General features: G+C 66.7%; 17 protein-coding genes and 1 riboswitch. Of the genes, 11 read left to right on the top strand and 6 right to left on the bottom strand.

Translation table 11 applies throughout. The features are described from left to right. Window positions 1-35: 35 nt before the first annotated feature. The 4 genes from ACM0PB_RS06205 to thiC form a co-directional block, all read right to left on the bottom strand. Complete coding sequence (locus tag ACM0PB_RS06205; RefSeq protein ID WP_053497516.1) at window positions 36-935, bottom strand: helix-turn-helix transcriptional regulator; 900 nt, start codon at window positions 933-935, stop codon at window positions 36-38. Window positions 936-1,050: 115 nt separating this feature from the next. Continuing rightward, window positions 1,051-3,369 (bottom strand): winged helix-turn-helix domain-containing protein, encoded by a 2,319-nt coding sequence (locus ACM0PB_RS06200; RefSeq protein ID WP_414604755.1) that lies wholly within the window; start codon window positions 3,367-3,369, stop codon window positions 1,051-1,053. 259 nt (window positions 3,370-3,628) lie between these two features. After that, on the bottom strand, window positions 3,629-4,300 hold the full coding sequence (locus tag ACM0PB_RS06195; protein ID WP_050562719.1) for an ion channel: 672 nt from the start codon (window positions 4,298-4,300) through the stop codon (window positions 3,629-3,631). A gap of 136 nt (window positions 4,301-4,436) precedes the next feature. Further along, window positions 4,437-6,281 carry a phosphomethylpyrimidine synthase ThiC gene (gene thiC / locus ACM0PB_RS06190; protein ID WP_065185349.1) on the bottom strand — a complete coding sequence of 615 codons (1,845 nt, stop codon included), beginning with the start codon at window positions 6,279-6,281 and terminating at the stop codon, window positions 4,437-4,439. 82 nt (window positions 6,282-6,363) lie between these two features. Then, a riboswitch (TPP riboswitch) is annotated at window positions 6,364-6,464 on the bottom strand. A gap of 224 nt (window positions 6,465-6,688) precedes the next feature. Between thiC and ACM0PB_RS06185 the strand changes: the two genes are divergently transcribed. Further along, window positions 6,689-8,266, top strand: a complete 1,578-nt coding sequence (locus ACM0PB_RS06185; protein ID WP_065178347.1) for a BCCT family transporter — start codon at window positions 6,689-6,691, stop codon at window positions 8,264-8,266. A 558-nt stretch (window positions 8,267-8,824) separates the two neighbouring features. Here ACM0PB_RS06185 and ggt read toward each other — a convergent pair. Then, window positions 8,825-10,543, bottom strand: a complete 1,719-nt coding sequence (gene ggt, locus ACM0PB_RS06180; protein ID WP_065178369.1) for a gamma-glutamyltransferase — start codon at window positions 10,541-10,543, stop codon at window positions 8,825-8,827. A 686-nt stretch (window positions 10,544-11,229) separates the two neighbouring features. Between ggt and ilvC the strand changes: the two genes are divergently transcribed. From ilvC to leuB, 9 genes are all read left to right on the top strand, one after another. Continuing rightward, entirely contained in the window at window positions 11,230-12,204 is a 975-nt protein-coding gene (gene ilvC, locus ACM0PB_RS06175; RefSeq protein WP_053499062.1) for a ketol-acid reductoisomerase, read from the top strand. A gap of 39 nt (window positions 12,205-12,243) precedes the next feature. Next, window positions 12,244-13,980 (top strand): acetolactate synthase 2 catalytic subunit, encoded by a 1,737-nt coding sequence (gene ilvG, locus ACM0PB_RS06170; protein ID WP_414604897.1) that lies wholly within the window; start codon window positions 12,244-12,246, stop codon window positions 13,978-13,980. Beyond that, window positions 13,964-14,215: an ACT domain-containing protein gene (locus ACM0PB_RS06165; protein ID WP_005419108.1), complete on the top strand. Its 252-nt coding sequence runs from the start codon at window positions 13,964-13,966 to the stop codon at window positions 14,213-14,215. The genes ilvG and ACM0PB_RS06165 overlap by 17 nt, the downstream gene beginning before the upstream one ends. A gap of 96 nt (window positions 14,216-14,311) precedes the next feature. Continuing rightward, window positions 14,312-15,403 carry a threonine dehydratase gene (locus tag ACM0PB_RS06160; protein WP_053499063.1) on the top strand — a complete coding sequence of 364 codons (1,092 nt, stop codon included), beginning with the start codon at window positions 14,312-14,314 and terminating at the stop codon, window positions 15,401-15,403. Next, window positions 15,400-16,986 carry a 2-isopropylmalate synthase gene (locus ACM0PB_RS06155; protein ID WP_065178345.1) on the top strand — a complete coding sequence of 529 codons (1,587 nt, stop codon included), beginning with the start codon at window positions 15,400-15,402 and terminating at the stop codon, window positions 16,984-16,986. Before ACM0PB_RS06160 ends, ACM0PB_RS06155 begins: the two co-directional genes overlap by 4 nt. A gap of 10 nt (window positions 16,987-16,996) precedes the next feature. Continuing rightward, window positions 16,997-17,770 carry a class I SAM-dependent methyltransferase gene (locus tag ACM0PB_RS06150; RefSeq protein ID WP_065178344.1) on the top strand — a complete coding sequence of 258 codons (774 nt, stop codon included), beginning with the start codon at window positions 16,997-16,999 and terminating at the stop codon, window positions 17,768-17,770. Window positions 17,771-17,830: 60 nt separating this feature from the next. Continuing rightward, window positions 17,831-19,249: a 3-isopropylmalate dehydratase large subunit gene (leuC, locus tag ACM0PB_RS06145; RefSeq protein WP_065178343.1), complete on the top strand. Its 1,419-nt coding sequence runs from the start codon at window positions 17,831-17,833 to the stop codon at window positions 19,247-19,249. After that, window positions 19,249-19,827 carry a 3-isopropylmalate dehydratase small subunit gene (leuD, locus tag ACM0PB_RS06140; RefSeq protein ID WP_005419117.1) on the top strand — a complete coding sequence of 193 codons (579 nt, stop codon included), beginning with the start codon at window positions 19,249-19,251 and terminating at the stop codon, window positions 19,825-19,827. Before leuC ends, leuD begins: the two co-directional genes overlap by 1 nt. Further along, on the top strand, window positions 19,817-20,878 hold the full coding sequence (leuB, locus tag ACM0PB_RS06135; RefSeq protein ID WP_053499071.1) for a 3-isopropylmalate dehydrogenase: 1,062 nt from the start codon (window positions 19,817-19,819) through the stop codon (window positions 20,876-20,878). The genes leuD and leuB overlap by 11 nt, the downstream gene beginning before the upstream one ends. A gap of 170 nt (window positions 20,879-21,048) precedes the next feature. On the opposite strand, the gene ACM0PB_RS06130 is transcribed toward leuB, so the two are convergent. After that, on the bottom strand, window positions 21,049-21,822 hold the full coding sequence (locus ACM0PB_RS06130; RefSeq protein WP_065178342.1) for an SDR family oxidoreductase: 774 nt from the start codon (window positions 21,820-21,822) through the stop codon (window positions 21,049-21,051). A gap of 117 nt (window positions 21,823-21,939) precedes the next feature. On the opposite strand from ACM0PB_RS06130, the gene ACM0PB_RS06125 reads away from it, so the two are divergent. Continuing rightward, window positions 21,940-22,845: a LysR family transcriptional regulator gene (locus tag ACM0PB_RS06125; protein WP_053499076.1), complete on the top strand. Its 906-nt coding sequence runs from the start codon at window positions 21,940-21,942 to the stop codon at window positions 22,843-22,845. Window positions 22,846-22,902: the final 57 nt, after the last annotated feature.

Here is a 22,902-nt window from a genome sequence, read left to right as displayed (position 1 = left end):
TACGTGTTAGCAGCGTGTTAAAACACCCCAGCACGTTACGATTGCGTTGCAGCGCTGTATTTGCGCGAACCAACCGGAGACTTTGCGGATTGTGGCGGGAGCAAGCCGCCGTTCTCCCTGAAGCGCGATGCGGACTGGCCGTAGCGGGCGCGGAACGCACGCGCGAAGCTGCAGCAGTTGTCGAAACCGCTGGCGGCAGCGACCTCGCCCACCATCATGTCGGTGTCGCGCAGCAGATCAGCGGCGCGTTCGAGGCGCAGTCGTGCCGAAAGCGACTGCGGGCTTTCCTCGTACAGGCTCTGGAAGGTCTTGGACAGGTACCAGCTGGAGAAGTTGGTCAGCTCGGCCAGTTCGCCGATTCGCACCACCCGGTGGCTGTTGCCTTCCAGATAGAGGCGCGCGCGCTGCATGCGGCCGAACACCTGGCGCTTGCGGCTGCGCGAGCGGCCCGGGCAGCGCTGCACGTTGTCGGCCAGGCCGCGCTGCAGGCCCGCGAGGTGCAGCAGCAGCGGGCGCAGGGCCTGTGCCGGCTGGCCGCTGGCCAGCGCGTCGCGCCACAGGCGCAGCGCCACGCGCGCATCAGTGCGGTTCATCCGGCCACGACCTGCATACAGGCCGCAGTCGGCCATCTCGGTCAGCACGCGAAGCGCTTCGATGTTCAGGTTCAGGCCAACGCACAACCCGTTGCGACCGGCCTGCACCAGCGGCCGCGATTCCTTCTCGAACGCGATCCACTCGCCCTGGCGCAGGCGGAAGCGCCCTTCCTTGGCCTCGACCCACGAGCTGCCACGCACCTGCATCCAGACAGTGAAGCTGGAGCCGGCGGTCTGCAGGCTGCCCAGCCGGGCCACGCCCAGGCAGGTCGGTGCGACGTCGTCGAGCGACCGGTCCAGGGAAACAGTTTGGCCGCGATCGGCCAGCGAGAGTTGACGCATGGGGGCACCACGGATTTGCCTAGTACAGGACTCCGTTTTGCCAAATCAGGCGGCACTGCGTCAGGAAGGTCCGACGAGATCGCCACGAATTCGCGACGAGATCCCGACGAAGAAATTACGAAGGCCCATTTCCCTTGAACAACAACAACTTGGAGAATGCGGGGAACAGTGCAGGCGGGCGTTCGGGCAACCGCATCACGCCGATGTCAGCGCCATCGCTGACCGCCATCGCCACGAACAGGTCCTTTCCGTCGGCGCTGGCACTGAGCCCGTTGCCGGCGCTGAGCCGTTCTGCGTCCAGGCAACGTTCCGGCTCCTCGCGGCCGGGCTGGATGCGCACGAAGGTGGTGCCACACGTGGTCGAGGTACCGAGGTAGCCGATGCCGCTGTTGCCGGTCACGGTCCAGGCCCGGTATCGCCAGCGGCTGGGCCGGTCATCGCTGATCTGCTGCACGCTGGCCGGGGACAACGCGGCATCCGCCGACCACAGGCCACCGGCGGCCAAGCGGGTGAACAACACGCGGCCACTGCTCCGGTCAAAGCGCGCCTGCGACACCCCATCGATGCTGGCCAATCGGCGCCAGGGCTGGACGCTGCGATCGAACAGGCTCAACCGCGTGCGCTGGTCGGCATCGCGCTCGACCACAAACAGCTGCTGCGGCGAGGCGCCATACAGTGCCTGCAACGGCTGTTCGGCCGGAACCGGCAAGGGTTGCAGGCGTTCATCGCGTGGCGCGATTTCATAGAGCACCGTGCGCCCATGCGCATCGCGGCCAACCACCAGCAACTGCCGGCTGTCGGCCGACCAGTCAGGCGCCTGCCGCGCTTCCGGCCGCAGCCCTTCGATGGGACGCAGCGAATCCGGTCGCTGCATGTCCGCCCACCACAGGGCGAAGCTGCCGGAACGATCGGAGGTGAAGACCAGCTGGCGGCCATCAGGCGCTGCCATCGGCTGCCCATCGCGGCCACTGGAGGCGAACAGTCGCTCGGGCGAGCCGCTGCCCTGCATCGGCACCTTGAACACGCCGAACTGCGCGCGCCGGTGGACGAACGCCAGCATGCCACCGCGTCGCGACACCGCTGGCCACTGCGCATCATCCAGGCCGGCATCGCGCAACGTGTGCCGCTCGACGTCCAGGTAATAGAGCCGCGCCTCGCTATCGACACGGCGACCGAAGACGATGGTGCGGCCATCGTCCAGCCAGGCCCAGCCGCGCAGCTCTGCCGCTTCGTTGGTCAACTGCTCGGGCGTACCGCCTGCGGCTGGCACCCGCCACAGATCACCCAGCTGCGGGTTGCGCACGAACACCAGCCATTGCCCATCAGGCGAATAACGCGGTGCGTAGTCGAAGTCATCCTGGTCGACGCTGTAGGCCAGCGCGCGCCACTGGCCACTGGCCAGGTCCAGCACGCGGATGCCACGGTGCGCGTAGCGACCGACCATGCTGCCGAACACCAGGCCACGCCCATCTGGCGTCCAGTCGAAACTGAGCAGCTCCGTGCCATCGCAGCGTGTGGCCTGGCGCAGTGCGCCACCGGTGGCGCTGGCGATCAGTACCTGGCAGCCGCCGTCGGCGGAGAACCGCGCGAAGGCGATTTCGCGACCATCCGGCGACCAGTTCGGGAAGCGATCGACGGCACCGGCCGGTGGCGCCAGCAACTGGCGCGCCGGTGCGTTGCCGGAGGTCTGCAGCTTGATCGCGCCACCGCCGTTGCCATCCTCGTTGGCGCCCTCATAGGCCACCAGCGAACCGTCCGGTGACAGCGTGGGATAGGTTTCGAAGCCGCTGGTTGCGGTGATCAACCGATACGGTCGCTGCGGGCTGCCGATCACCCGCGTACCGTTCTCCACGGCAGCCTCCACCGGCGAGCTGCCGGCCGGTGCACGACGCAGCAGCAGCGTGGTCAACACCAGCAGCGTGGCCAGCATCAACACGCCCAGCACCAGCAGCACGCGCCGACGGATATGGCGCCAGCGGCGGCGCGCTGCCTGTGAATGCGCAGGCAACGCAGCAGTGGTCACCGGCTGCGCGGCCATGCCTTCGTCGTCGGGGACGCCTGCGGCCACGGGCTCGGCATCGTCCAGCACCTGCACCGGGACCAGAAGCCGATAGCCTGTCTTGGCGATGGTTTCGATGTAGGCCTGGCCGTTGTCGTCGTCGTTGCTGAACGCCTTGCGCAGCTGGGTGACGGCCTGGGTCAGCACATCGTTGGTCGGCAGCGTGTCCGGCCATACCTCGGCGAACAACTCGTCGCGGGTGACAACGCGACCCGGCTGCCGCAGCAGCACGCGCAGCACGCCCAGCGCCTTCGGCGTCAGCCGGCGCGGGCGACGCGCGCCGACGACCTCGACTTCGCGCGAGGACAGAGTGACGGTGCACTCTCCTATCCGGATCCGATCGGATACCGGGAACTGGATTTCGCTGCTGTTCATTTTCTGCTACACAGTAGAGACAGGTCCCGGGCAGTGTTTGCCTTCGATACCGCCCCGTCCTGGGAACAGCGAAAAGCCAGACTCCGCACAAAGCATCGGCGCATACCGCAAAAACAATCGAGCGCGCGAATACTAGCCTATGCAAGTTACCTCGCCTATCGCGTGGTCGACATCAGGCTCTCTCTCGCCGACGCATTCACATAATTTGCGACATCATTCGCGCCCTTTCGGGCGCGAAATTTTTATCTGGCGTTCATTTTCACATGCGCCGCAACATGGTCAATCCGACCAGCCGCGAAACCACCAAAGCCACGTACATCACGCCGGAAAACTGCTCCAGCATGACCAGTGCGCGTGCCTGTGGATGCAACGGCACAACGTCACTCAAGCCGACGCCAGACAGCAAGCTGAAGCTGAGATAAAGCAGCTCCATCCAACTGCGCTGCGAGCCTCCGCCGGTGCCCTGGAAGCTGCCCGGGTACCACTGCTGGCATACCGCGAATGCGAACGCAAATGCCCATGCAAGCAAGGTGAATGTCGCGCCTGCGGCGAACAGTTCGTCGCGGGTGACCTTGTGGTCCTGGAGCATGTAGGCAATCAGGGCGCCGGCCGTATAGAAGTACAGCAGGCTCTCCAGCAACTGTGCGGTGGTCAGCAGTGCGCTGCGGTCGAGCAATGCGCCAGCCAGCGAGAACACCACCGACGGGATGGCCAGCAGCAGTGCCAGCCAGGTGCCCAGTGGGCTGCGCTGGACCACCCACAGCGCCAGGCCCAGTACCGCCATGCCGAACATGCCCAGCGCCGCGCGGCCGGCAGCGGTGTCATCCAGCGCGGGGTACAGCAGCACCGCGATCAACTGGGCACCCAGCAGCCAGGCCGAAGGATGACGGCGGGCAATGGCCAGCCAACGGGTGGTCATGGCAACGGGCATGGTGTCCTTCCCCCAGGGTGATGCGCGGAGCATAGCGGGGAGCGGCGTGATGAGCGGTGGTGCCGGCCGCTGGCCAGCACTCCTCCCGGCCCCTGCACAACCGGCCGCCGGCCAGCGGCCGGCACCCGGCTGCTCGTCATCCCTGGTGGTAGACCTCTGCGCCAGCCGCGCGGAACTCCTCCGACTTCTCCTTCATGCCGGCTTCGGCGTAGTCACGCACATCCTGGGTGATCTTCATCGAACAGAAGTGCGGGCCGCACATCGAGCAGAAGTGGGCCAGCTTGTGCGCATCCTTCGGCAGCGTCTCGTCATGGAACTCCTTGGCCTTCTCCGGATCCAGGCCAAGGTGGAACTGGTCTTCCCAGCGGAACTCGAAGCGCGCCTTGCTCAATGCGTTGTCGCGAACCTGCGCCCCCGGATGGCCCTTGGCCAGGTCGGCTGCATGCGCGGCAATGCGATAGGCCATGATGCCGTCGCGCACGTCCTGGCGATTGGGCAGGCCGAGATGCTCCTTCGGCGTCACGTAACAGAGCATGGCCGTGCCGAACCATCCGATCATCGCCGCGCCGATCGCGCTGGTGATGTGGTCGTAGCCCGGTGCGATATCGGTGGTCAACGGCCCCAGCGTATAGAACGGCGCCTCGCCGCACTCACGCAGTTGCTTGTCCATGTTCTCCTTGATCAGCTGCATCGGCACGTGGCCGGGGCCCTCGATCATGGTCTGCACATCATGCTTCCAGGCAGTCTTCGTCAGCTCGCCCAGCGTTTCCAGCTCACCGAACTGCGCGGCGTCATTGGCATCGGCGATGCAGCCCGGGCGCAGGCCGTCACCCAGCGAGAAGGTCACGTCATAGGCCTTCATGATTTCGCAGATCTCTTCGAAATGCGTGTACAGGAAATTCTCCTTGTGGTGCGCCAGGCACCACTTGGCCATGATCGAGCCCCCGCGGCTGACGATGCCGGTCACCCGCTTGGCGGTGAGTGGCACGTAGCGCAGCAGCACGCCGGCGTGGATGGTGAAGTAGTCCACGCCCTGCTCGGCCTGCTCGATCAGTGTGTCGCGGAAGATCTCCCAGGTCAGTGCTTCGGCGCGGCCGTCGACCTTCTCCAGCGCCTGGTAGATCGGCACCGTACCGATCGCCACCGGCGAGTTGCGGATGATCCACTCGCGGGTTTCATGGATGTGCTTGCCGGTGGACAGGTCCATCACGGTGTCACCGCCCCAGCGGATCGCCCACACCAGTTTCTCTACCTCCTCGGCGATTCCCGAGGAAACGGCGCTGTTGCCGATGTTGGCATTGATCTTGGTCAGGAAGTTGCGGCCGATGATCATCGGCTCGCTTTCCGGATGGTTGATGTTGTTGGGCAGCACCGCGCGGCCGCGCGCGATTTCATCCCGCACGAACTCCGGGGTGATGATCTTCTGGATCGAAGCGCCGAACGCCTCGCCCGGATGCTGCTGCAGCAGGCCCGCATCGCGGATCGCTTCCAGCCGCTGGTTCTCGCGGATGGCAACGAATTCCATTTCCGGGGTGATGATGCCGCGGCGCGCGTAGTGCATCTGGGTGACGTTCGCGCCTGCCCGTGCACGACGCGGCAGGCTGCGCGCGGGGAAGCGCACGGCATCAAGCTTCGGGTCGTGCTCGCGATCACGCCCGAACGACGAACTCAGGCCTTCGAGCTGCTCGGTATCGCCACGTTCCTCCACCCAGCCGCGACGCAGTGCCGGCAGCCCGGCGGACAGATCGATACGCGCGTCCGGATCGGTGTAGGGGCCGGACGTGTCGTAGACCGTGACCGGTGCATTCTCTTCGCCGCCGAACAGCGTCGGGGTGCGGGTCAACGCGATCTCCCGCATCGGCACCTGCAGATCCGGGCGCGAACCGGGCACGTGGATCTTGCGCGAGCCGGGAATGGGCCGGGTCACGGATTCGGAGAGTTGCTGGGCCTGTTGCTGCAGGGCGGAGAGCTGTGCGTTCATCGGGCATCGTCCAGGAAGGTCAGGGACGAAGCGGCGGCGCACGGCACCCGCGCACGGACGGTCCTTGGGCGGAGTCCGGGCACGGCTGCATTGCAAAGCTTCCCTACGCCGGTATGAGCCGGATCAGGTTCCAAGGGACTGTCTCAACCGTGGCCACATGGCCCGGTACCCCCGCTTCTTGGTGTGCATTAGAGCATAGACCGCCCGCCTCCGGATCTGACCCCAATCGCTATTCGTTAACAGAACCATGACGTCGCGTTCAGTAACGTGCACGTCCGTCGCGCTCCCGCGACCGATGCTTCCTTCGCCGCCGACGCGGCCCCTGCCCGGTTCGCGCCGCATGCCGCCGGCCCTTCGCTGCAAGCTCTGCTCGCTCCCCTCAATCCCTTGATCGGAGAAGCTCCTTCATGGTGTTTCGTGTTTCCATCGCACTGGTTCTGATGCTGGTGCTGCTTGCCGGTATTGCACCCGGCCCCTTCAATACCGTGGTGCAGAGCATCCTCGGCGAACTCATCCGCGGTATCGGCTGGCTGTACCTGCTGGTGGTGTTCCTGGCCCTGGTGTTCCTGATGTACCTGGCCTTCGGTCGCTTCGGCAACCTGCGCATCGGCGGCGAAGACGCCGAGCCGGAGTTCTCGCGGGCCAGCTGGATGTCGATGCTGTTCGCCGCCGGCATGGGCATCGGCCTGGTTTTCTGGGGCGCAGCCGAGCCGATCTCGCATTTCAGCAAGCCGCCCGAAGGATTGGCGCCAGAGAGCATGGACGCCGCGCGTGCTGCCATGCGCTATGTGTTCTTCCATTGGGGCCTGCACCCGTGGGCCATCTATGCGCTGATCGGCCTGGCAATGGCCTGGTTCCAGTTCAACCGCAACGGCCGTGGCCAGATCAGCGATATGTTGCAACCGATCATCGGCCGTCACCATCGTGGCTGGATCGGGCATATGGTCAACATCTCCGCGGTCGTCGCCACCGCGGTTGGCGTGGCTACAGCACTGGGCTTCGGCACGATACAGATCGCGGCCGGCGTGGAACGCGTGTTCGGCGTGCAGGCGGGCGTGCCGCTGCAGCTGACCATCATCGCAGTGGCTTTCGTACTGTACATGGCGTCCACGCTCAGCGGCGTCGGCCGCGGCATGAAATGGCTGTCCAACTTCAACCTTGCATTGGCTGCACTGCTGCTCGCGCTGGTGCTGGTACTCGGCCCGACTGGCGCGATCTTCAACACCTTCACGACGACGTTGGGCTCCTATCTCAATCAGCTGGTGACGATGAGCCTGCGCATGTCACCGTTCTCGTCCAGCACCTGGGTCGCGGACTGGACGATCTTCTACTGGGCTTGGTGGATCTCCTGGGCACCGTTCGTGGGTTCGTTCATCGCGCGCATCTCGCGCGGGCGCAGCGTGCGCGAGTTCGTGATCGGCGTGGTGCTGGCACCGACGCTGCTGGGCTTCTTCTGGTTCTCGGTGTTCGGTGGCACCGCGATCTGGATGCAGATCTTCGGCCAGGCCGACCTGCTGCAGGCACTGGGCAACGGCTATGAAACGGTGCTGTTCACCATGTTCGACAGCATGCCGCTGCCGTTGCTGCTGTCGTGCATTGCGCTGGTGCTACTGATGATCTTCTTCGTGACCTCGGCTGATTCTGCGGTACTTGTGCTGGCCAGCATGTCCACGGACGACGCGGGCGAGCCATTGCGCAAGCACAAAGTGGCGTGGGGTGTCGGCATTGCGCTCGTGGCGGGTTCCTTGCTGTTGGCAGGGGGACTGGAGGCGCTGCAGGGCATGATCACCATCGCTGCGCTGCCGTTCGCGCTGCTGATGCTTCTTGTGATGGTGTCCCTGTACCGGGTGCTGGACCAGGAATACACCCGGGAGCGGCGGCAGGCGCAGCGCCAGCGGCACATGATCGATGCGTGGATTGCACGCGAGATGGCGGCGCAGGAGGAGACGCAGGCCGAGGCCGCACGCGCGCACGATCAGGATTGAGGGTGTTTTGCAGCCTGCGGCTGTACCGCTTTTTCAAGCAAGTGCAAGTGCAAGTGCAGAAGCCAAGGCGGCTCTGGGCTTCTGCTTGCTTGGCGGGGAGGGGGCAGATGGCGGGACACGCCGCAAGTACGTCCCTGTAGGCTCGACCACGGCATCCATGCCGTGGACGGTCCCGCCATCTGCCCCCTCCCCGCCTCCGACGATCTCCCAGTGACGGCAGTAGATCCACGCCATGCGTGGATCAGGTGTATCGGAAAACAAGAAGGGGTCGGATCCGTTTTCCTTCGGAAAACGGATCCGACCCCAACCCACAGCGCGCGGCTGTCGCTGTTGCCTTTGCTCTTGATCTTCTTCCTTCTCTTCCGTGGCTGACGCGCACGGAAATTTTCGGGGGGCGTGCGGGTGGGAGTGGCGGGGGTATCCGCGCCATGGATGGCGCGGCTAAGCCTACAAGGACGTATTTACGGCGTCCCCCGACACTCCCACCCGCACGCCCCAGCGCATGGACCTGCTCCAGCGCTCAGCCGCGAGGGGGCTCAGCCCGGTGGCCGGGAAACCTCAGTACCCCGCCGCCTGCCCGTCCTTGCGGCTCTCCGAAGCCCCGTAGTACACCCCGGTCTCGGGATCGCGCATGATCGCCTGGTACCCGCCGTACGGACCGTCGGCGAACACGATGCGATGCCCCTTGCGCATCAGCGCGCGCACGGTCTCGTACGGGAAGCCGGTTTCCAGATTCACTTCACCACCGTCGGTCATCGCCGTGGCCTGACCCGTCGGTTCAGTCGAGCCTTCGTGCTGGATGCGCGGCGCATCACCGGCTTCCTGCAGGTTCATACCGAAGTCCACCAGGTTCATCACGATCTGCGCATGGCCCTGCGGTTGCATCGCGCCGCCCATCACGCCGAAGCTGGCATACGGCTTGCCCCCCTTGGTGATGAACGCCGGAATGATCGTCTGGAAGGGGCGCTTGCCCGGTGCGTATCCGTTGGGATGGTTCTTCTGCAGCACGAACATCTCGCCGCGGTCCTGCAGGATGAAGCCCAACCCCGGCGGCGCCATGCCGCTGCCCATGCCGCGGTAATTGGACTGGATCAACGAGACCATCATGCCGTCGGCGTCGGCCACCGTCATGTAGATCGTGTCGCCTTCCTCCAGCTGCTTCGGTGTGCCCGGCTGCACTTCCTTCAAGGCCTTGTCCATCGAGATCAGCGCGCGGCGCTGCGCGGCGTACTCCTTGGAGATCAGCTTCTGCACCGGCGCCGGCTGGAATGCCATGTCGGCGTAGAAGCGCGCACGGTCGGCGAAGGCCAGCTTCTTCGCCTCAACGAACAGGTGCACATGCTCGGGTGAGCCGAACGGGATCTTCGAGAAATCGTAGCCTTCCAGCACGTTGAGGATCTGAAGCGCAGCGATGCCCTGGCTGTTGGGTGGCAGCTCCCAGACATCGTAGCCACGGTAGTTGCTGCTGACCGGCTCGACCCATTCACCGTGGTGGTCGGCCATGTCCTGGTAGCTCAGGTAGCCACCGTTGGCCTTGAAGTAGTCACCGATGGTGCGCGCGATCTCGCCCTTGTAGAAGGCGTCGCGCCCGCCGTCGGCGATCTTCTGCAGGGTGCTGGCCAGGTTCGGGTTCTTCCACATCTCGCCCTTGCGCGGGGCGTGGCCGTTGATCGTGAACTGCTCCTTGAAGCCCGGGTACTGCGACAGCTTGGGCACCGAACGGTCCCAGTAGTAGGCGATCACCTCGGCCACCGGGTGGCCCTCGCGGGCGTAGCGGATGGCCGGCGCCAGGTTATCGGCCATCGGCTTGCGACCGAAACGGTCGTGCAGGGCGAACCAGCCGTCGACCGCACCGGGCACCGACACCGGCAACGGGCCGGTGGCCGGGATGTCCTTCAGGCCACGACGCTGGAACTCGGCCAGGGTGAGCGACTTCGGCGAGCGGCCCGAGCCGTTGTAGCCGTAGAGCTTCTGCGTCTTTGGGTCCCAGACGATGGCGAACAGGTCGCCACCGATGCCGTTGCCGGTCGGCTCCATCAAGCCGAGCGCGGCATTGGCCGCGATCGCCGCGTCGACCGCCGAGCCGCCGCCCTTCATCACGTCCAGCGCGATCTGGGTGGCCAGCGGCTGCGAGGTAGCCGCCATCGCATGCGGGGCGATCACCTCCGAACGGGTGGCGAAGGCGTGGCCGGTGATGCGGTCGGCGGCGATGGACAGTGCAGGCACGGCAGCCAGCACGGCGGCGGCGAGCAGGGAGCGGGCAAGGCGTCGGGACACGGTCGGGTTCCGGTGGAAGGTGGTTCCGCGATCTTCGCCGCTGCGGCCTTCATGCGGTATCGGGCAGAGGTCATGGGCGATGGCCTTTCGGTGGGTGCCGACCAGGGTCCGCCCCAGCATGGCGAACAGCGACCCGGAATCCGCGCAAAAAGCGTGTTGAAAGGAGTGAATTCGGGTTCACTGAAACACTTTCAGTGGCAACCATCCTTGCGGCGCAAGCGATTTCGCTGGACTCACTGGAAACCGATAAAAAAACTGTCGTGAGGGTTGACACCGCCAAAACGCCTGTGTTTCTCTCGATCGCATGTTGCATCACAACACGCCACCGCGAACCCACATCGAAGCCGCCGCCATCGGCGCCGCCTCGCTGCGTTCGATTCTTGTGCTCGTACTTATTACCCAACCCACAGGTGCGGGACGAGCCAGCGTGTAAGCAACAGACACACCGGAACTCTTCAAAAACCCGCACCCGCCCCGGTGCGGGTTTTTTCATTTCAGAACCTGGTTTCAGACGCAACCACCATGACCAACGCTCATCGCACAACCCGGACCTGCAGCACCACGCCTCGTGGTGGCTGTGCCTGTGCGATGCGCGGCGCCCCCTCCACCGCTTTCCCCTGACCGGCCGGCACGTCACCTCGACGACCGGCCGTTCTTTTTTCTTCCCACCGCAAGGAACCTCCCCCATGAGCACCAACGACCTGCCCCAGACCAAGATCGCCGTCATCGGCTACGGCAGCCAGGGCCGCGCCCACGCACTGAACCTGCGCGAATCCGGCTTCGACGTGGTGGTAGGCCTGCGTCCGGGCGGTCCGACCGAAGCCAAGGCCCAGGCCGATGGATTCACCGTGGTCGCGCCCGCCGATGCGGTGAAGGACGCCGATCTGGTCGCCGTGCTGACCCCCGACATGGTGCAGAAGAAGCTCTACAACGATGTGCTGGCGCCGAACATGAAGCAGGGGGCGTGCCTGCTGTTCGCCCACGGACTGAACGTGCACTACGGCATGATCGAGCCGCGCGCCGATCTGGACGTGGTGCTGGTCGCGCCGAAGGGCCCGGGTGCGCTGGTGCGCCGTGAGTACGAGATCGGCCGTGGCGTGCCGTGCATCTGGGCGGTCTACCAGGACGTCAGCGGCAAGGCCGCGCAGCATGCCCAGGCCTATGCGGCCGGCCTCGGCGGTGCCCGCGCCAACCTGATCCAGACCACCTTCAAGGAAGAGACCGAGACCGATCTGTTCGGCGAGCAGGCGGTGCTGTGTGGTGGTGCGTCGGCGCTGGTGCAGGCCGGTTTCGAGACCCTGGTGGAAGCTGGCTACCAGCCGGAGATCGCCTACTACGAAGTACTGCACGAGCTGAAGCTGATCGTCGACCTGTTCTACGAAGGCGGCATCTCGCGCATGCTGGAATTCATCTCCGAGACCGCGCAGTACGGCGACTACGTCAGCGGCCCGCGCGTGATCGACGCCGGCACCAAGGCACGCATGAAGGAAGTACTGAAGGACATCCAGGACGGCACCTTCACCAAGAACTGGGTGGCCGAGTACGAAGCGGGCCTGCCGAACTACAACAGGTTCAAGCAGGCCGACCTGGAGCACCCGATCGAAAAGGTGGGCAAGGAACTGCGCGCCAAGATGGTCTGGTTGCAAGGACAGGCCGCGTAACCGCGCGGCCCTCCCCCACCCGCTTTGCAAGGTTCCCCCATGAACTCTTCCACACACCGCAGCGCGCCGCCCAACGGCGCGCGCTGGCTGACCCAGGCGCTGGAGGCCGAAGGCGTCCGCACGCTGTTCGGCTATCCCGGTGGCACCATCATGCCGTTCTACGACGCGCTGGTGGACTCGTCGCTGAAGCACATCCTGGTGCGCCACGAGCAGGGTGCCGCCCTGGCCGCCAATGGTTTCGCCCGCGCCAGCAACCAGGTGGGCGTCTGCGTGGCCACCTCCGGGCCGGGCGCGTCGAACTTGGTCACCGGCATCGCCGATGCGATGCTGGACTCGGTACCGATGGTCTGCATCACCGGCCAGGTCGGCACGCCGCTGCTGGGCACCGACGCCTTCCAGGAACTGGATGTGTTCGGCCTGACGATGCCGATCGTCAAGCACAGCTGGCTGGTGCGCAGCGTCGATGACCTGCCGCGCGTGGTGGCCGATGCGTTCCGGATCGCCCGCGAAGGTCGCCCTGGCCCGGTGCTGATCGACCTGCCCAAGGACGTGCAGCTGGCCGACGCCAGCCATCTGCCGGCCCATGCGCCCAGCAGCGTCGAACCACCGCCGGCGCCGGCCGAGGCCGCCATTGCCGAAGCCATTGCCGCGCTGGCCGCGGCCGAGAAGCCGGTGGTCTACGCCGGCGGTGGCATCGCGCTGGGTGATGCGGTGCAGGACCTGCGCGATTTCGTCGAGGCCAGTGCCATCCCCACCGTGATGACGCTGCGCGGCCTGGGCGCACTGCCAGCCAGCCATCCGCAGTCGCTGGGCATGCTGGGCATGCACGGGACCCGCGCGGCCAACATGGCGGTGCAGGAAAGCGACCTGCTGCTGGTGCTGGGCGCACGCTTCGACGACCGTGCCACCGGCAAGCTGGCGGAGTTCGCACCGTTCGCCCGCGTCGTTCACATCGATGCGGACGCATATGAGATCTCCAAGCTGCGCAGCGCCGATGTCGCTGTGCCTGGCAATGTCAGCCATGCCATCCGCGCCCTGCGTGCGGCCTTCCCCTCCCCCAAGGCCAACCAGGACGCATGGCGCAAGCGCTGTGCACAGCATCGCGATCGTTTCGCAGCGCGCTACGACGCACCGGGCCAGCACATCTACGCCCCGGCGCTGCTGAAGCGCCTGAGCGAGCTGGCCCCGGCCGATGCGGTGATCGCCTGCGACGTTGGCCAGCACCAGATGTGGGTGGCGCAGCACTGCCGCTTCAACCACCCGCGCAACCACCTGACCAGTGGCGCGCTGGGGACCATGGGCTTCGGCCTGCCGGCCGCGATGGGTGCGCAGTTCGCCTGCCCCGATCGCACCGTGGTGCTGGTGTCCGGCGACGGCAGCTTCATGATGAACGTGCAGGAGCTGGCGACCATCGCGCGTTGCCGCCTGCCGGTGAAGATCGTGCTGCTGGACAACAGTTCGCTGGGCATGGTGCGGCAGTGGCAGGAGCTGTTCTTCGCCGAGCGCTACAGCGAGATCGACCTGTCCGACAACCCGGACTTCGTGGCGCTGGCGCAGGTGTTCGGCATTTCCGCCACCCGCATCGACGCGCGGGATGACGTCGAGGGTGGCCTGGCCGCGCTGCTGGCCGAACCCGGCCCGGCACTGCTGCACGTGGCCATCGATGCACGCGCCAACGTATGGCCGCTGGTGCCACCGAACACCGCCAACAGCACGATGCTGGAAAGCAACCCCGCCCATGCCCGCCAGGAGATCCCCAATGCACTACCGGCTTGACCTGGTGCTGCACCCGGCCGAAGGCGCGCTGTTGCGCGTGATCGGCATGGCCGAGCGCCGTGGCTTCGCGCCGCGTGCGATCAGCGGTGCGCCGGTGGCCGCCGACGATGGCCGCTGGCACCTGCAACTGGTGGTGGATGGCCAGCGCCCGGCGGAAACGCTGTGCCGGCAGATCGAGAAGATCTACGACTGCGTGTCCGTGCAGGTCACCGCCGTGGAAGGAGCATCCGTATGAACACCCGTACCGTAGTGACCACGGTGCCGGTACGGAGGCGTCTTCTTCGCCGCCCGTGCCCGCATGCGGCGGTCGCCTGCACCCCGCTGGTGGCCCATGCCGGCCGCTGATGCCAGCCAGGAAAGCGATGTCGGCGACGTAAGCGTCGCCGACGTACTGGCGGCGCAGGCCCGGCTGCGCCGCTTCCTGCCGCCTACCCCGCTGCACCATGCCGAGCGCTTCGGCACCTGGCTGAAGCTGGAGAACCTGCAGCGCACCGGGTCCTACAAAGTGCGCGGCGCGTTGAACGCGCTGCTGGCCGGCCGCGAGCGCGGCGATACCCGGCCGGTGATTTGCGCCTCGGCCGGCAACCATGCCCAGGGCGTGGCGTGGGCGGCCTACCGCCTGGACGTTCCGGCCATCACCGTGATGCCACATGGCGCGCCGGCCACCAAGATCGCCGGCGTCGCTCACTGGGGCGCCACCGTGCGCCAGCATGGCACCAGCTATGACGAGGCCTACGCCTTCGCGGTTGAACTGGCACAACGCCACGGCTACCGCTTCCTTTCCGCGTTCGACGACGCCGATGTGATTGCCGGCCAGGGTACGGTCGGCATCGAGCTGGCCGCGCACGCACCGGACGTGGTGATCGTGCCGATCGGCGGCGGTGGCCTGGCCTCCGGCGTTGCACTGGCGCTGAAATCACAGGGCGTGCGCGTGATCGGTGCCCAGGTGGAAGGCGTTGACTCAATGGCGCGCGCCATCCGCGGCGACGTACGCGAGATCGCCCCCGTCGCCTCGCTGGCCGACGGCGTGCGGGTGAAGATTCCCGGTTTCCTGACCCGACGCCTGTGCACCTCGCTGCTGGACGACGTAGTGATCGTGCGCGAAGCCGAACTGCGTGAAACCCTGGTCCGGCTGGCACTGGAAGAACACATCATCGCCGAGGGCGCCGGTGCGCTGGCGCTGGCAGCAGGCCGCCGTGTCGCTGGCCGCCGCAAGTGCGCGGTGGTGTCCGGCGGGAATATCGATGCGGGTGTCCTGGCCGGCCTGCTCACCGACATCCGGCCGCGCCCGCCGCGCAAACCACGGCGACGGCGTAGTGAAACCCCGCGCTCGCCCGGCAAGGCCAGCGCCCTCGCGTCCCCCACCTCTTCCCCTTCCCCCCTGCAAGCCGCCGCACCCGCTGTCGAGGAGATTTCCCTGTGACCACCATCGAACGAATTACCACCCCGCGCATCCGCATCTTCGACACCACCCTGCGTGACGGCGAGCAGTCCCCCGGCTGCAGCATGAGCCCGCCGCAGAAGCTGGTGATGGCGCGTGCGCTGGACGAACTGGGCGTGGACATCATCGAGACCGGCTTCCCGGCCAGCTCGCAGTCCGACCGCGAGGCGATGGCGCTGATCGGCCGCGAACTGCGCCGCCCGAGCCTGAGCCTGGCCGTGCTGTCGCGCTGCCTGCAGGCCGACATCGAGACCTCGGCACGTGCCCTGGAGGCCGCAGCCAACCCGCGCCTGCACGTGTTCCTGTCCACCAGCCCGCTGCACCGCGAGCACAAGCTGCGGATGACCCGCGAGCAGGTACTGGAATCGGTACGCAAGCACGTCTCGCTGGCTCGCTCCTACATCGACGATGTCGAGTTCTCGGCCGAGGATGCCACCCGTACCGAGCTGGACTACCTGATCGAAGTCTCGCGCGTGGCCATTGCCGCCGGCGCCACCACCATCAACCTGCCCGACACCGTCGGCTTCACCACGCCGGAAGAGATCCGCGCGATGTTCCAGCAGGTCATCGCCGGCGTCGCCGACGTGCCGAATGCCGCCAATGTGATCTTCAGCGCGCACTGCCACAATGACCTGGGCCTGGCGGTGGCCAACTCGCTGGCCGCCATCGAAGGCGGTGCACGCCAGGTCGAGTGCACCGTCAACGGCATCGGCGAGCGCGCCGGCAACTGTTCGCTGGAAGAGATCGCGATGGTGCTGAAGGTGCGCCAGGCCTTCTACGAACAGGACAGTTCGATCAACACCCCGCGCATCGTCGGCACCTCGCAGCTGCTGCAGCGCCTGGTCGGCATGCCGGTACAGCGCAACAAGGCCATCGTCGGTGCCAATGCCTTCGCCCACGAATCGGGTATCCACCAGCACGGCATGCTGCGCCATCGCGGCACCTACGAAATCATGCGCCCGGAAGACGTGGGCTGGGAAGATTCGCAGATGGTGCTGGGTCGCCACAGTGGCCGCGCCGCCGTCGAAGCACGCCTGCGTGCACTGGGCTTCTGGCTGGACGAAGACGAACTGAAGCTGGTGTTCGAGCAGTTCAAGGGCCTGTGCGAACAGCAGCGCGTGGTCACCGATGCCGACCTGCAAACCTTGATGCAGGGCGGCTCCAACGCGCAGGGCTATCGCCTGGCGTCGATGACCATCAGCGACGTCGGCAGCCGCGCCAATGCACTGGTCGAACTGTCCGACCCGGACGGCAACCGCGTGGCCGAGACCGCGCAGGGCGACGGCCCGGTCGATGCGCTGTTCGGCGCGCTGTCGGCTGCCACCGGCGTGCAGCTGATGCTGGACAGCTACCAGGTGCACAGCGTCGGCATCGGCGCCGATGCGCGCGGTGAAGCCAATCTGAGCGTGCGCCACGACGGCGTGGAGTACGACGGCACCGGCACCAGCAAGGACATCATCGAAGCCTCCGCGCTGGCCTGGCTGGATGTGGCCAACCGCCTGCTGCGCCAGCGCCAGGCCACCGCCCACAGCAGCACCGACGTTCCCGCCCCTGCCACCGCCTGAGGAACCCGAGATGAGCGCCTTCGACACTCCTAGCGCAGCCGCTGGCCAGCAGTGGAACGCCCAGGACTATGCGATCGATGCCGGCTTCGTACCGTTGCTCGGTGGCGCGGTCGCGCGCCTGCTCGATCCGCGCGCCGGTGAGCGCATCCTCGACCTGGGCTGTGGCGATGGCGTGCTCAGCACCGAGCTGGCCCTGAGCGGCGCGTGCATCCACGGCGTGGACGCGTCGCCGGAACTGGTGATCGCCGCCCGTGCACGTGGCGTCGACGCGCAGGTGATGGACGGCCACGCGCTGTCGTTCGACAGCGAGTTCGATGCGGTCTTCAGCAATGCCGCATTGCATTGGATGGGCAACCCGGACCGCGTGCTGGAAGGCGTGCGTCGCGCGCTGCGCCCCGGTGGCCGCTTCGTCGCCGAGTTCGGCGGCCATGGCAACGTGGCCACGATCGTCGCGGCGGTACAGGCCGCACGCGTGGCCCACGGCCATGGCGCCAGCACCTTCCAGTGGTACTTCCCGACCGCCGATGCCTATGCCGACCGCCTGCGCCAGCATGGCTTCCAGGTGCAACTGATCGAATGCACGCCGCGCCCGACCCCACTGCCGACCGGCGTGGCCGGCTGGCTGCGGGTATTCGCCGCGCCGCTGCTGGATGACCTGCCCGCCGAGGCCCGCGCCACCGTGCGCGAGGCTGCCACCGCGTTGCTGGCCGACCTGCCACGCAATGCCGCCGGCCAGGCGCTGGCCGACTACGTGCGCCTGCGTGTGCTCGCCCGCCGTCGCTGACTTGACCGTTCCGCTTTCTTTACTGATGTTCGCTATCTCGTACTTCTGCCAGGCATACGCATGACTTCCGCACCCCGCACCCTGTACGACAAACTGTGGGACGCCCACGTGGTGGTTCCCGAATCCGACAGCGCACCCGCCGTGCTGTACATCGACCTGCACCTGATCCATGAGGTCACCTCGCCGCAGGCGTTCACTGAACTGCGCGAGCGCGGCCTGTCGCCGCGCCGGCCGGACCGCACCAAGGCGACGATGGACCATTCCACGCCGACCCTGCCGGCTGCGGCGGACGGCACGTTGCCCTACGCCAGCGCCGCTTCCGAGGCACAGGTCGCCACCCTGGCGCGAAACTGCGCCGAGCACGGCATCGAACTGTTCGACATGGCCTCGGACAACCGCGGCATCGTCCATGTCATTGCGCCGGAACAGGGCTTCACCCAGCCGGGCATGACCATCGTCTGCGGCGACAGCCACACCTCCACCCACGGTGCATTCGGCTCGCTGGCCTTCGGCATCGGCACCAGCGAGGTCGGCCACGTGCTGGCCACGCAGTGCCTGCTGCAGCGCAAGGCCAAGACCTTCGCGATCACCGTTGACGGTGCGCTGGCACCCGGCGTCGGCGCCAAGGATGTGGTCCTGCACATCATCGGCGTGATCGGCGTCAACGGCGGCACCGGCCACGTGATCGAGTTCCGTGGCAGCACCATCGAAGCGATGGACATGGAACAGCGCATGACCCTGTGCAACATGTCGATCGAGGCCGGTGCACGCGCCGGCATGGTCGCGCCCGACCAGGTCACCTTCGACTTCGTCGCCGCTACGCCGCGCGGCCCCAAGGGCGCCGACTTCGACGCTGCCGTGGCGCGCTGGCAACAGCTGCGCAGCGATGACGGCGCGCGCTTCGACAGCGAAGTGCACATCGACGCCGCCGACATCCGCCCGACCCTGACCTGGGGTACGCATCCGGGTACCGCGATCGCCGTGGATGCGCCGATTCCCGCCGCCAACGATGCCGCCGCACAGAAGGGCCTGGACTACATGCACTTCCAGGCCGGCAAGGCGCTGGCGGGCACACCGGTGGACGTAGTGTTCGTTGGTTCGTGCACCAACGGCCGCCTGAGCGACATGCGCGAAGTCGCACAAGTGCTGCGCGGCCGTCGTGTTGCCGAGCGCGTACGCATGCTGGTGGTACCGGGCTCGGAGATCGTCAAGCGCGAGGCCGAGGCCGAGGGCATCCATGAGATCGTGCGCGCGGCCGGTGCCGAATGGCGCGAGCCGGGCTGCTCGATGTGCATCGCGATGAACGGCGATCTGGTCGCCCCCGGCCAGCTGGCCGTGAGTACCAGCAACCGCAATTTTGAAGGCCGGCAGGGGCCCGGTTCGCGCACGCTGCTGGCCTCGCCGATGAGCGCGGCGTGGGCCGCGGTGAACGGGCACGTTGCCGACACCCGCGAACTGTTCGCACAGGAGGTGGCGTGATGGCCGGTTTCCGTACCCTGACCTCGGCCAGCGTGGTGCTGCGCCAGACCAACATCGACACCGACCAGATCATCCCGGCGCGGTTCCTGTCCACCACCGAGCGTGCCGGGCTGGGTCGCAACGCGTTCAACGACTGGCGCTGGCAAGCTGATGGTTCGCCGGTGGCCGACTTCGCCTTCAACCAGCCGCACAACGCCGGCCGCAGCATCCTGCTGGCGGGCCGCAACTTCGGCTGCGGCTCGTCGCGCGAACACGCGCCATGGGCGCTGACCGACCTGGGCCTGCGTGCCATCGTCAGCAGCGAGATCGCTGATATCTTCCGCGGCAACGCGCTGAAGAACGGCCTGCTGCCGATCGTGCTGGACGAGGCCGACGTACAGGCGCTGATGCAGCGCCCGGACGATGCGCTGACCATCGACGTGGCTGCGCGCGAACTGCGCACCCCCGATGGCCAGGTCTATTCCTTCCCGCTGGATGGCTTCTCGCAGACCTGCCTGCTGGAAGGCGTCGACCAGTTGGGGTATCTGTTGGGCCGTGTCCCTGAAATCGAACGTTACGAGAGTGAGCATGCACGCTGAAATTGTTGTCCTGCCCGGTGATGGCATCGGCCCGGAAGTGGCCGCCGCGGCAGTTGCCGTCCTGAAGGCGGTCGCCGGACGCTTCAATCACACCTTCACCTTCAGCGAGCACGACATCGGTGGCATCGCCATCGACCGCCACGGTGAACCGCTACCGGCGTCGACGCTGGCCGCCTGCCAGGCCGCCAATGCGGTGCTGCTGGGCGCGGTCGGCGGCCCGAAGTGGTCCGACCCGAACGCCAAGGTGCGCCCGGAACAGGGCCTGCTGGCGATCCGCAAGGCGCTGGGCCTGTATGCCAACCTGCGCCCGGTGCGTACCCACGAGGCCGCGCTGCACGCCTCGCCGATCAAGGCAGAGCTGCTGCAGGGCGTGGACTTCGTGGTGGTGCGTGAACTGACCGGCGGCATCTACTTCGGCGACAAGACCCGCGACGCCGACAGCGCCAGCGACCTGTGCCGCTACACCGTGGCCGAAATCGAGCGCGTGCTGCGCAGCGCCTTCCGCCTGGCCCAGCAGCGTCGCGGCAAGGTCACTTCGGTGGACAAGGCCAATGTGCTGGAAACCTCGCGCCTGTGGCGCGACGTGGCCGCACGCATCGGCCGCGAGGAGTTCCCGGACGTGGCGCTGGAGCACCAGTTGGTCGACTCGATGGCCATGCACCTGCTGGCCAAGCCACGCGAGTACGACGTGATCGTCACCGAGAACATGTTCGGCGACATCCTCACCGATGAGGCCTCGATGCTGGCCGGTTCGCTGGGCCTGCTGCCGTCGGCCTCGCTGGGCGAGCCCGGTGCGGTGGGCATTTACGAGCCCATCCACGGTTCGGCCCCGGACATCGCCGGCAAGGGCATCGCCAATCCGTACGCAACAATCTTCAGCGCCGCGATGCTGCTGCGCCATTCGCTGGGGCTGGAAGCCGAAGCGGCCGCGGTGGAAGCCGCCGTGCATGCGGTGCTGGATGACGGCGTGTTCACCGCCGACCTTGCGGCCAAGGGCCAGGCCGTCAGCACCGCCGCGGCAACCGACGCGGTCCTGGCGAAGCTGGGCTGATCCATCGGGCAACACCTGTAGAGTCGAGCATGGCACGGCTCTACAGGTGGCCCGTGGCCACTGCCCGACTCCGTGCCAACCAAGGTTGGCACCTACCACAGCGGTAGATCCACGCCATGCGTGGATGATTCGGTTCCCGCGCGGTAGGGCCACGCCATGCATGGCTTTGCTTACTTGGTGGTGTACCCACCATTGACCAGAATCGTCTGCCCGGTCATCCACCAGCCATCGGTCACCAGGAAGCGGATCCACGGCACGATATCGGCGATGTCGGTCAGCCCGGTGCGGGTGAACGCCGACAACGCCGCCGCAGTCTTGTGATACGCCTGCGCATCGGCGCTCTCGGCCGGATAGAAGAACGGCGTGTCCATCGGACCGGGACCGATCGCGGTCACCGAGATGCCGCGCTCGCCGAACTCCTTCGACGCCGCACGGGTGAAATGCTCGACCGGCGCCTTGGTGCCGGCATAGCTGGAATAGAACGGCGTGAACGCACCCAGCAGCGAGGTGACCAGGGTGCAGATGCGGCCACCGTCATTGACGTGGCGACCTGCCTCCTTCAGGAAGAAGAACGCGGCCTTGGCATTGACCGCGCTCATCTCGTCGTACTCCGCCTCGCTGATGTCCAGCAGCGGCTTCTTGAGTACCTTTCCCACCGTATTGATGGCGATGTCAGGACGGCCGACTGCGGCCACGGCATCGACGAACAAGCGCTCCATCGCTGCCGCCGACGTCAGGTCGCCCTGCAGGGCCACCGCCTTGCTGCCGGCGGCCTGCACCGTGGCTACAGTCGCTTCTGCATCGGCCTGGGTAGCGGCACTGTTGTAGTGGATGACGATGGCTTTGGCGCCCTGTGCGGCGAAGTCGCGGGCGATCAGGCCGCCCAGGTTCTTGGCGCCACCGGCGATCAGCACGGTCTTGCCCTTGAGGGAATGCTCGGTCATGGCTTCGGTCTCGGGAGGGGGCTGCCCGGGGTGGCAACCCTGCCCTGACGACGATATCGTGCAGAAAAAGCGGATAAAGCCCGCCACATTGACTTAACTTTCCAGAGTCAGCGAACAATGGACCGGATCGATCGCTTCCGCATCTTCACCCGGGTCGTGGAGTGCGCGAGCTTCACCCGCGCCGCCGACCAGCTCGGCCTGCCCCGCTCCACTGTCTCGGCAGCCATTGCGGAGCTGGAGCAGCGGCTCGGCACCCGCCTGCTGCAGCGCTCGACCCGGCGGGTGTCCACCACCCACGACGGCGACGTGTTCCATGCCCGCTGCCTGCGCCTGATCGCCGAGGTCGAGGACGCCGAATCGCTGTTCCTCCAGGTCGACGCCCAGCCGTCGGGGCTGCTGAAGATCGACGTACCCAGCCGCATCGGCCGCCGCATCATCGCACCGGCGCTGCCAGACTTCTTCGCCCGCTACCCTCAGGTGGAAGTGGACCTGGGCATGAGCGACCGCGCGGTGAACCTGATCGAGGACGGTTGCGATGCTGTGTTGCGGGTCGGCCAGCTGGGCGACTCCAGCCTGGTGGCGCGCACGCTGGGCCAACTGGATTTTGCCAACGTTGCGGCGCCGGCTTACCTGCGCGAACACGGCGTGCCGCAGCATCCTGCCGACCTGCCGCAGCATCGCGCGGTGAACTACGCGTCGCCGACCACGGCACGGGTGGAACCTTGGGAGTGGCAGGACGGCGGCCAACTGCGCACGCTGCCGATGCCTGGCTGGGTGCGTGTGAACAGCGCCGAGGCATCGATTGCGTGCTGTGTGGCGGGGTTGGGTCTTTTGCAGATTCCGCGCTACGACGTACAGGCCGAGCTGCAATCCGGCGCGCTGGTGGAAGTGATGCCACAGCACGTCGCACAGCCATTGCCGGTCACCCTGCTGCAGCCGCATCGGCAGCACCGTGCGCTGCGCGTGCAGGTGTTCATCGAATGGCTGCTGCCGGTGCTGCGGAGCGGCCTGCAGCTGCAGTAGATCCACGCCATGCGTGAATGCATGCATCCGTGCCAACCAAGGTTGGCACCTACCTGG

This window comes from Stenotrophomonas sp. AR029, from assembly GCF_047520695.2.
Taxonomy (GTDB): domain Bacteria; phylum Pseudomonadota; class Gammaproteobacteria; order Xanthomonadales; family Xanthomonadaceae; genus Stenotrophomonas; species Stenotrophomonas sepilia.
This window is presented reverse-complemented; position numbering and strand designations above follow the sequence as displayed.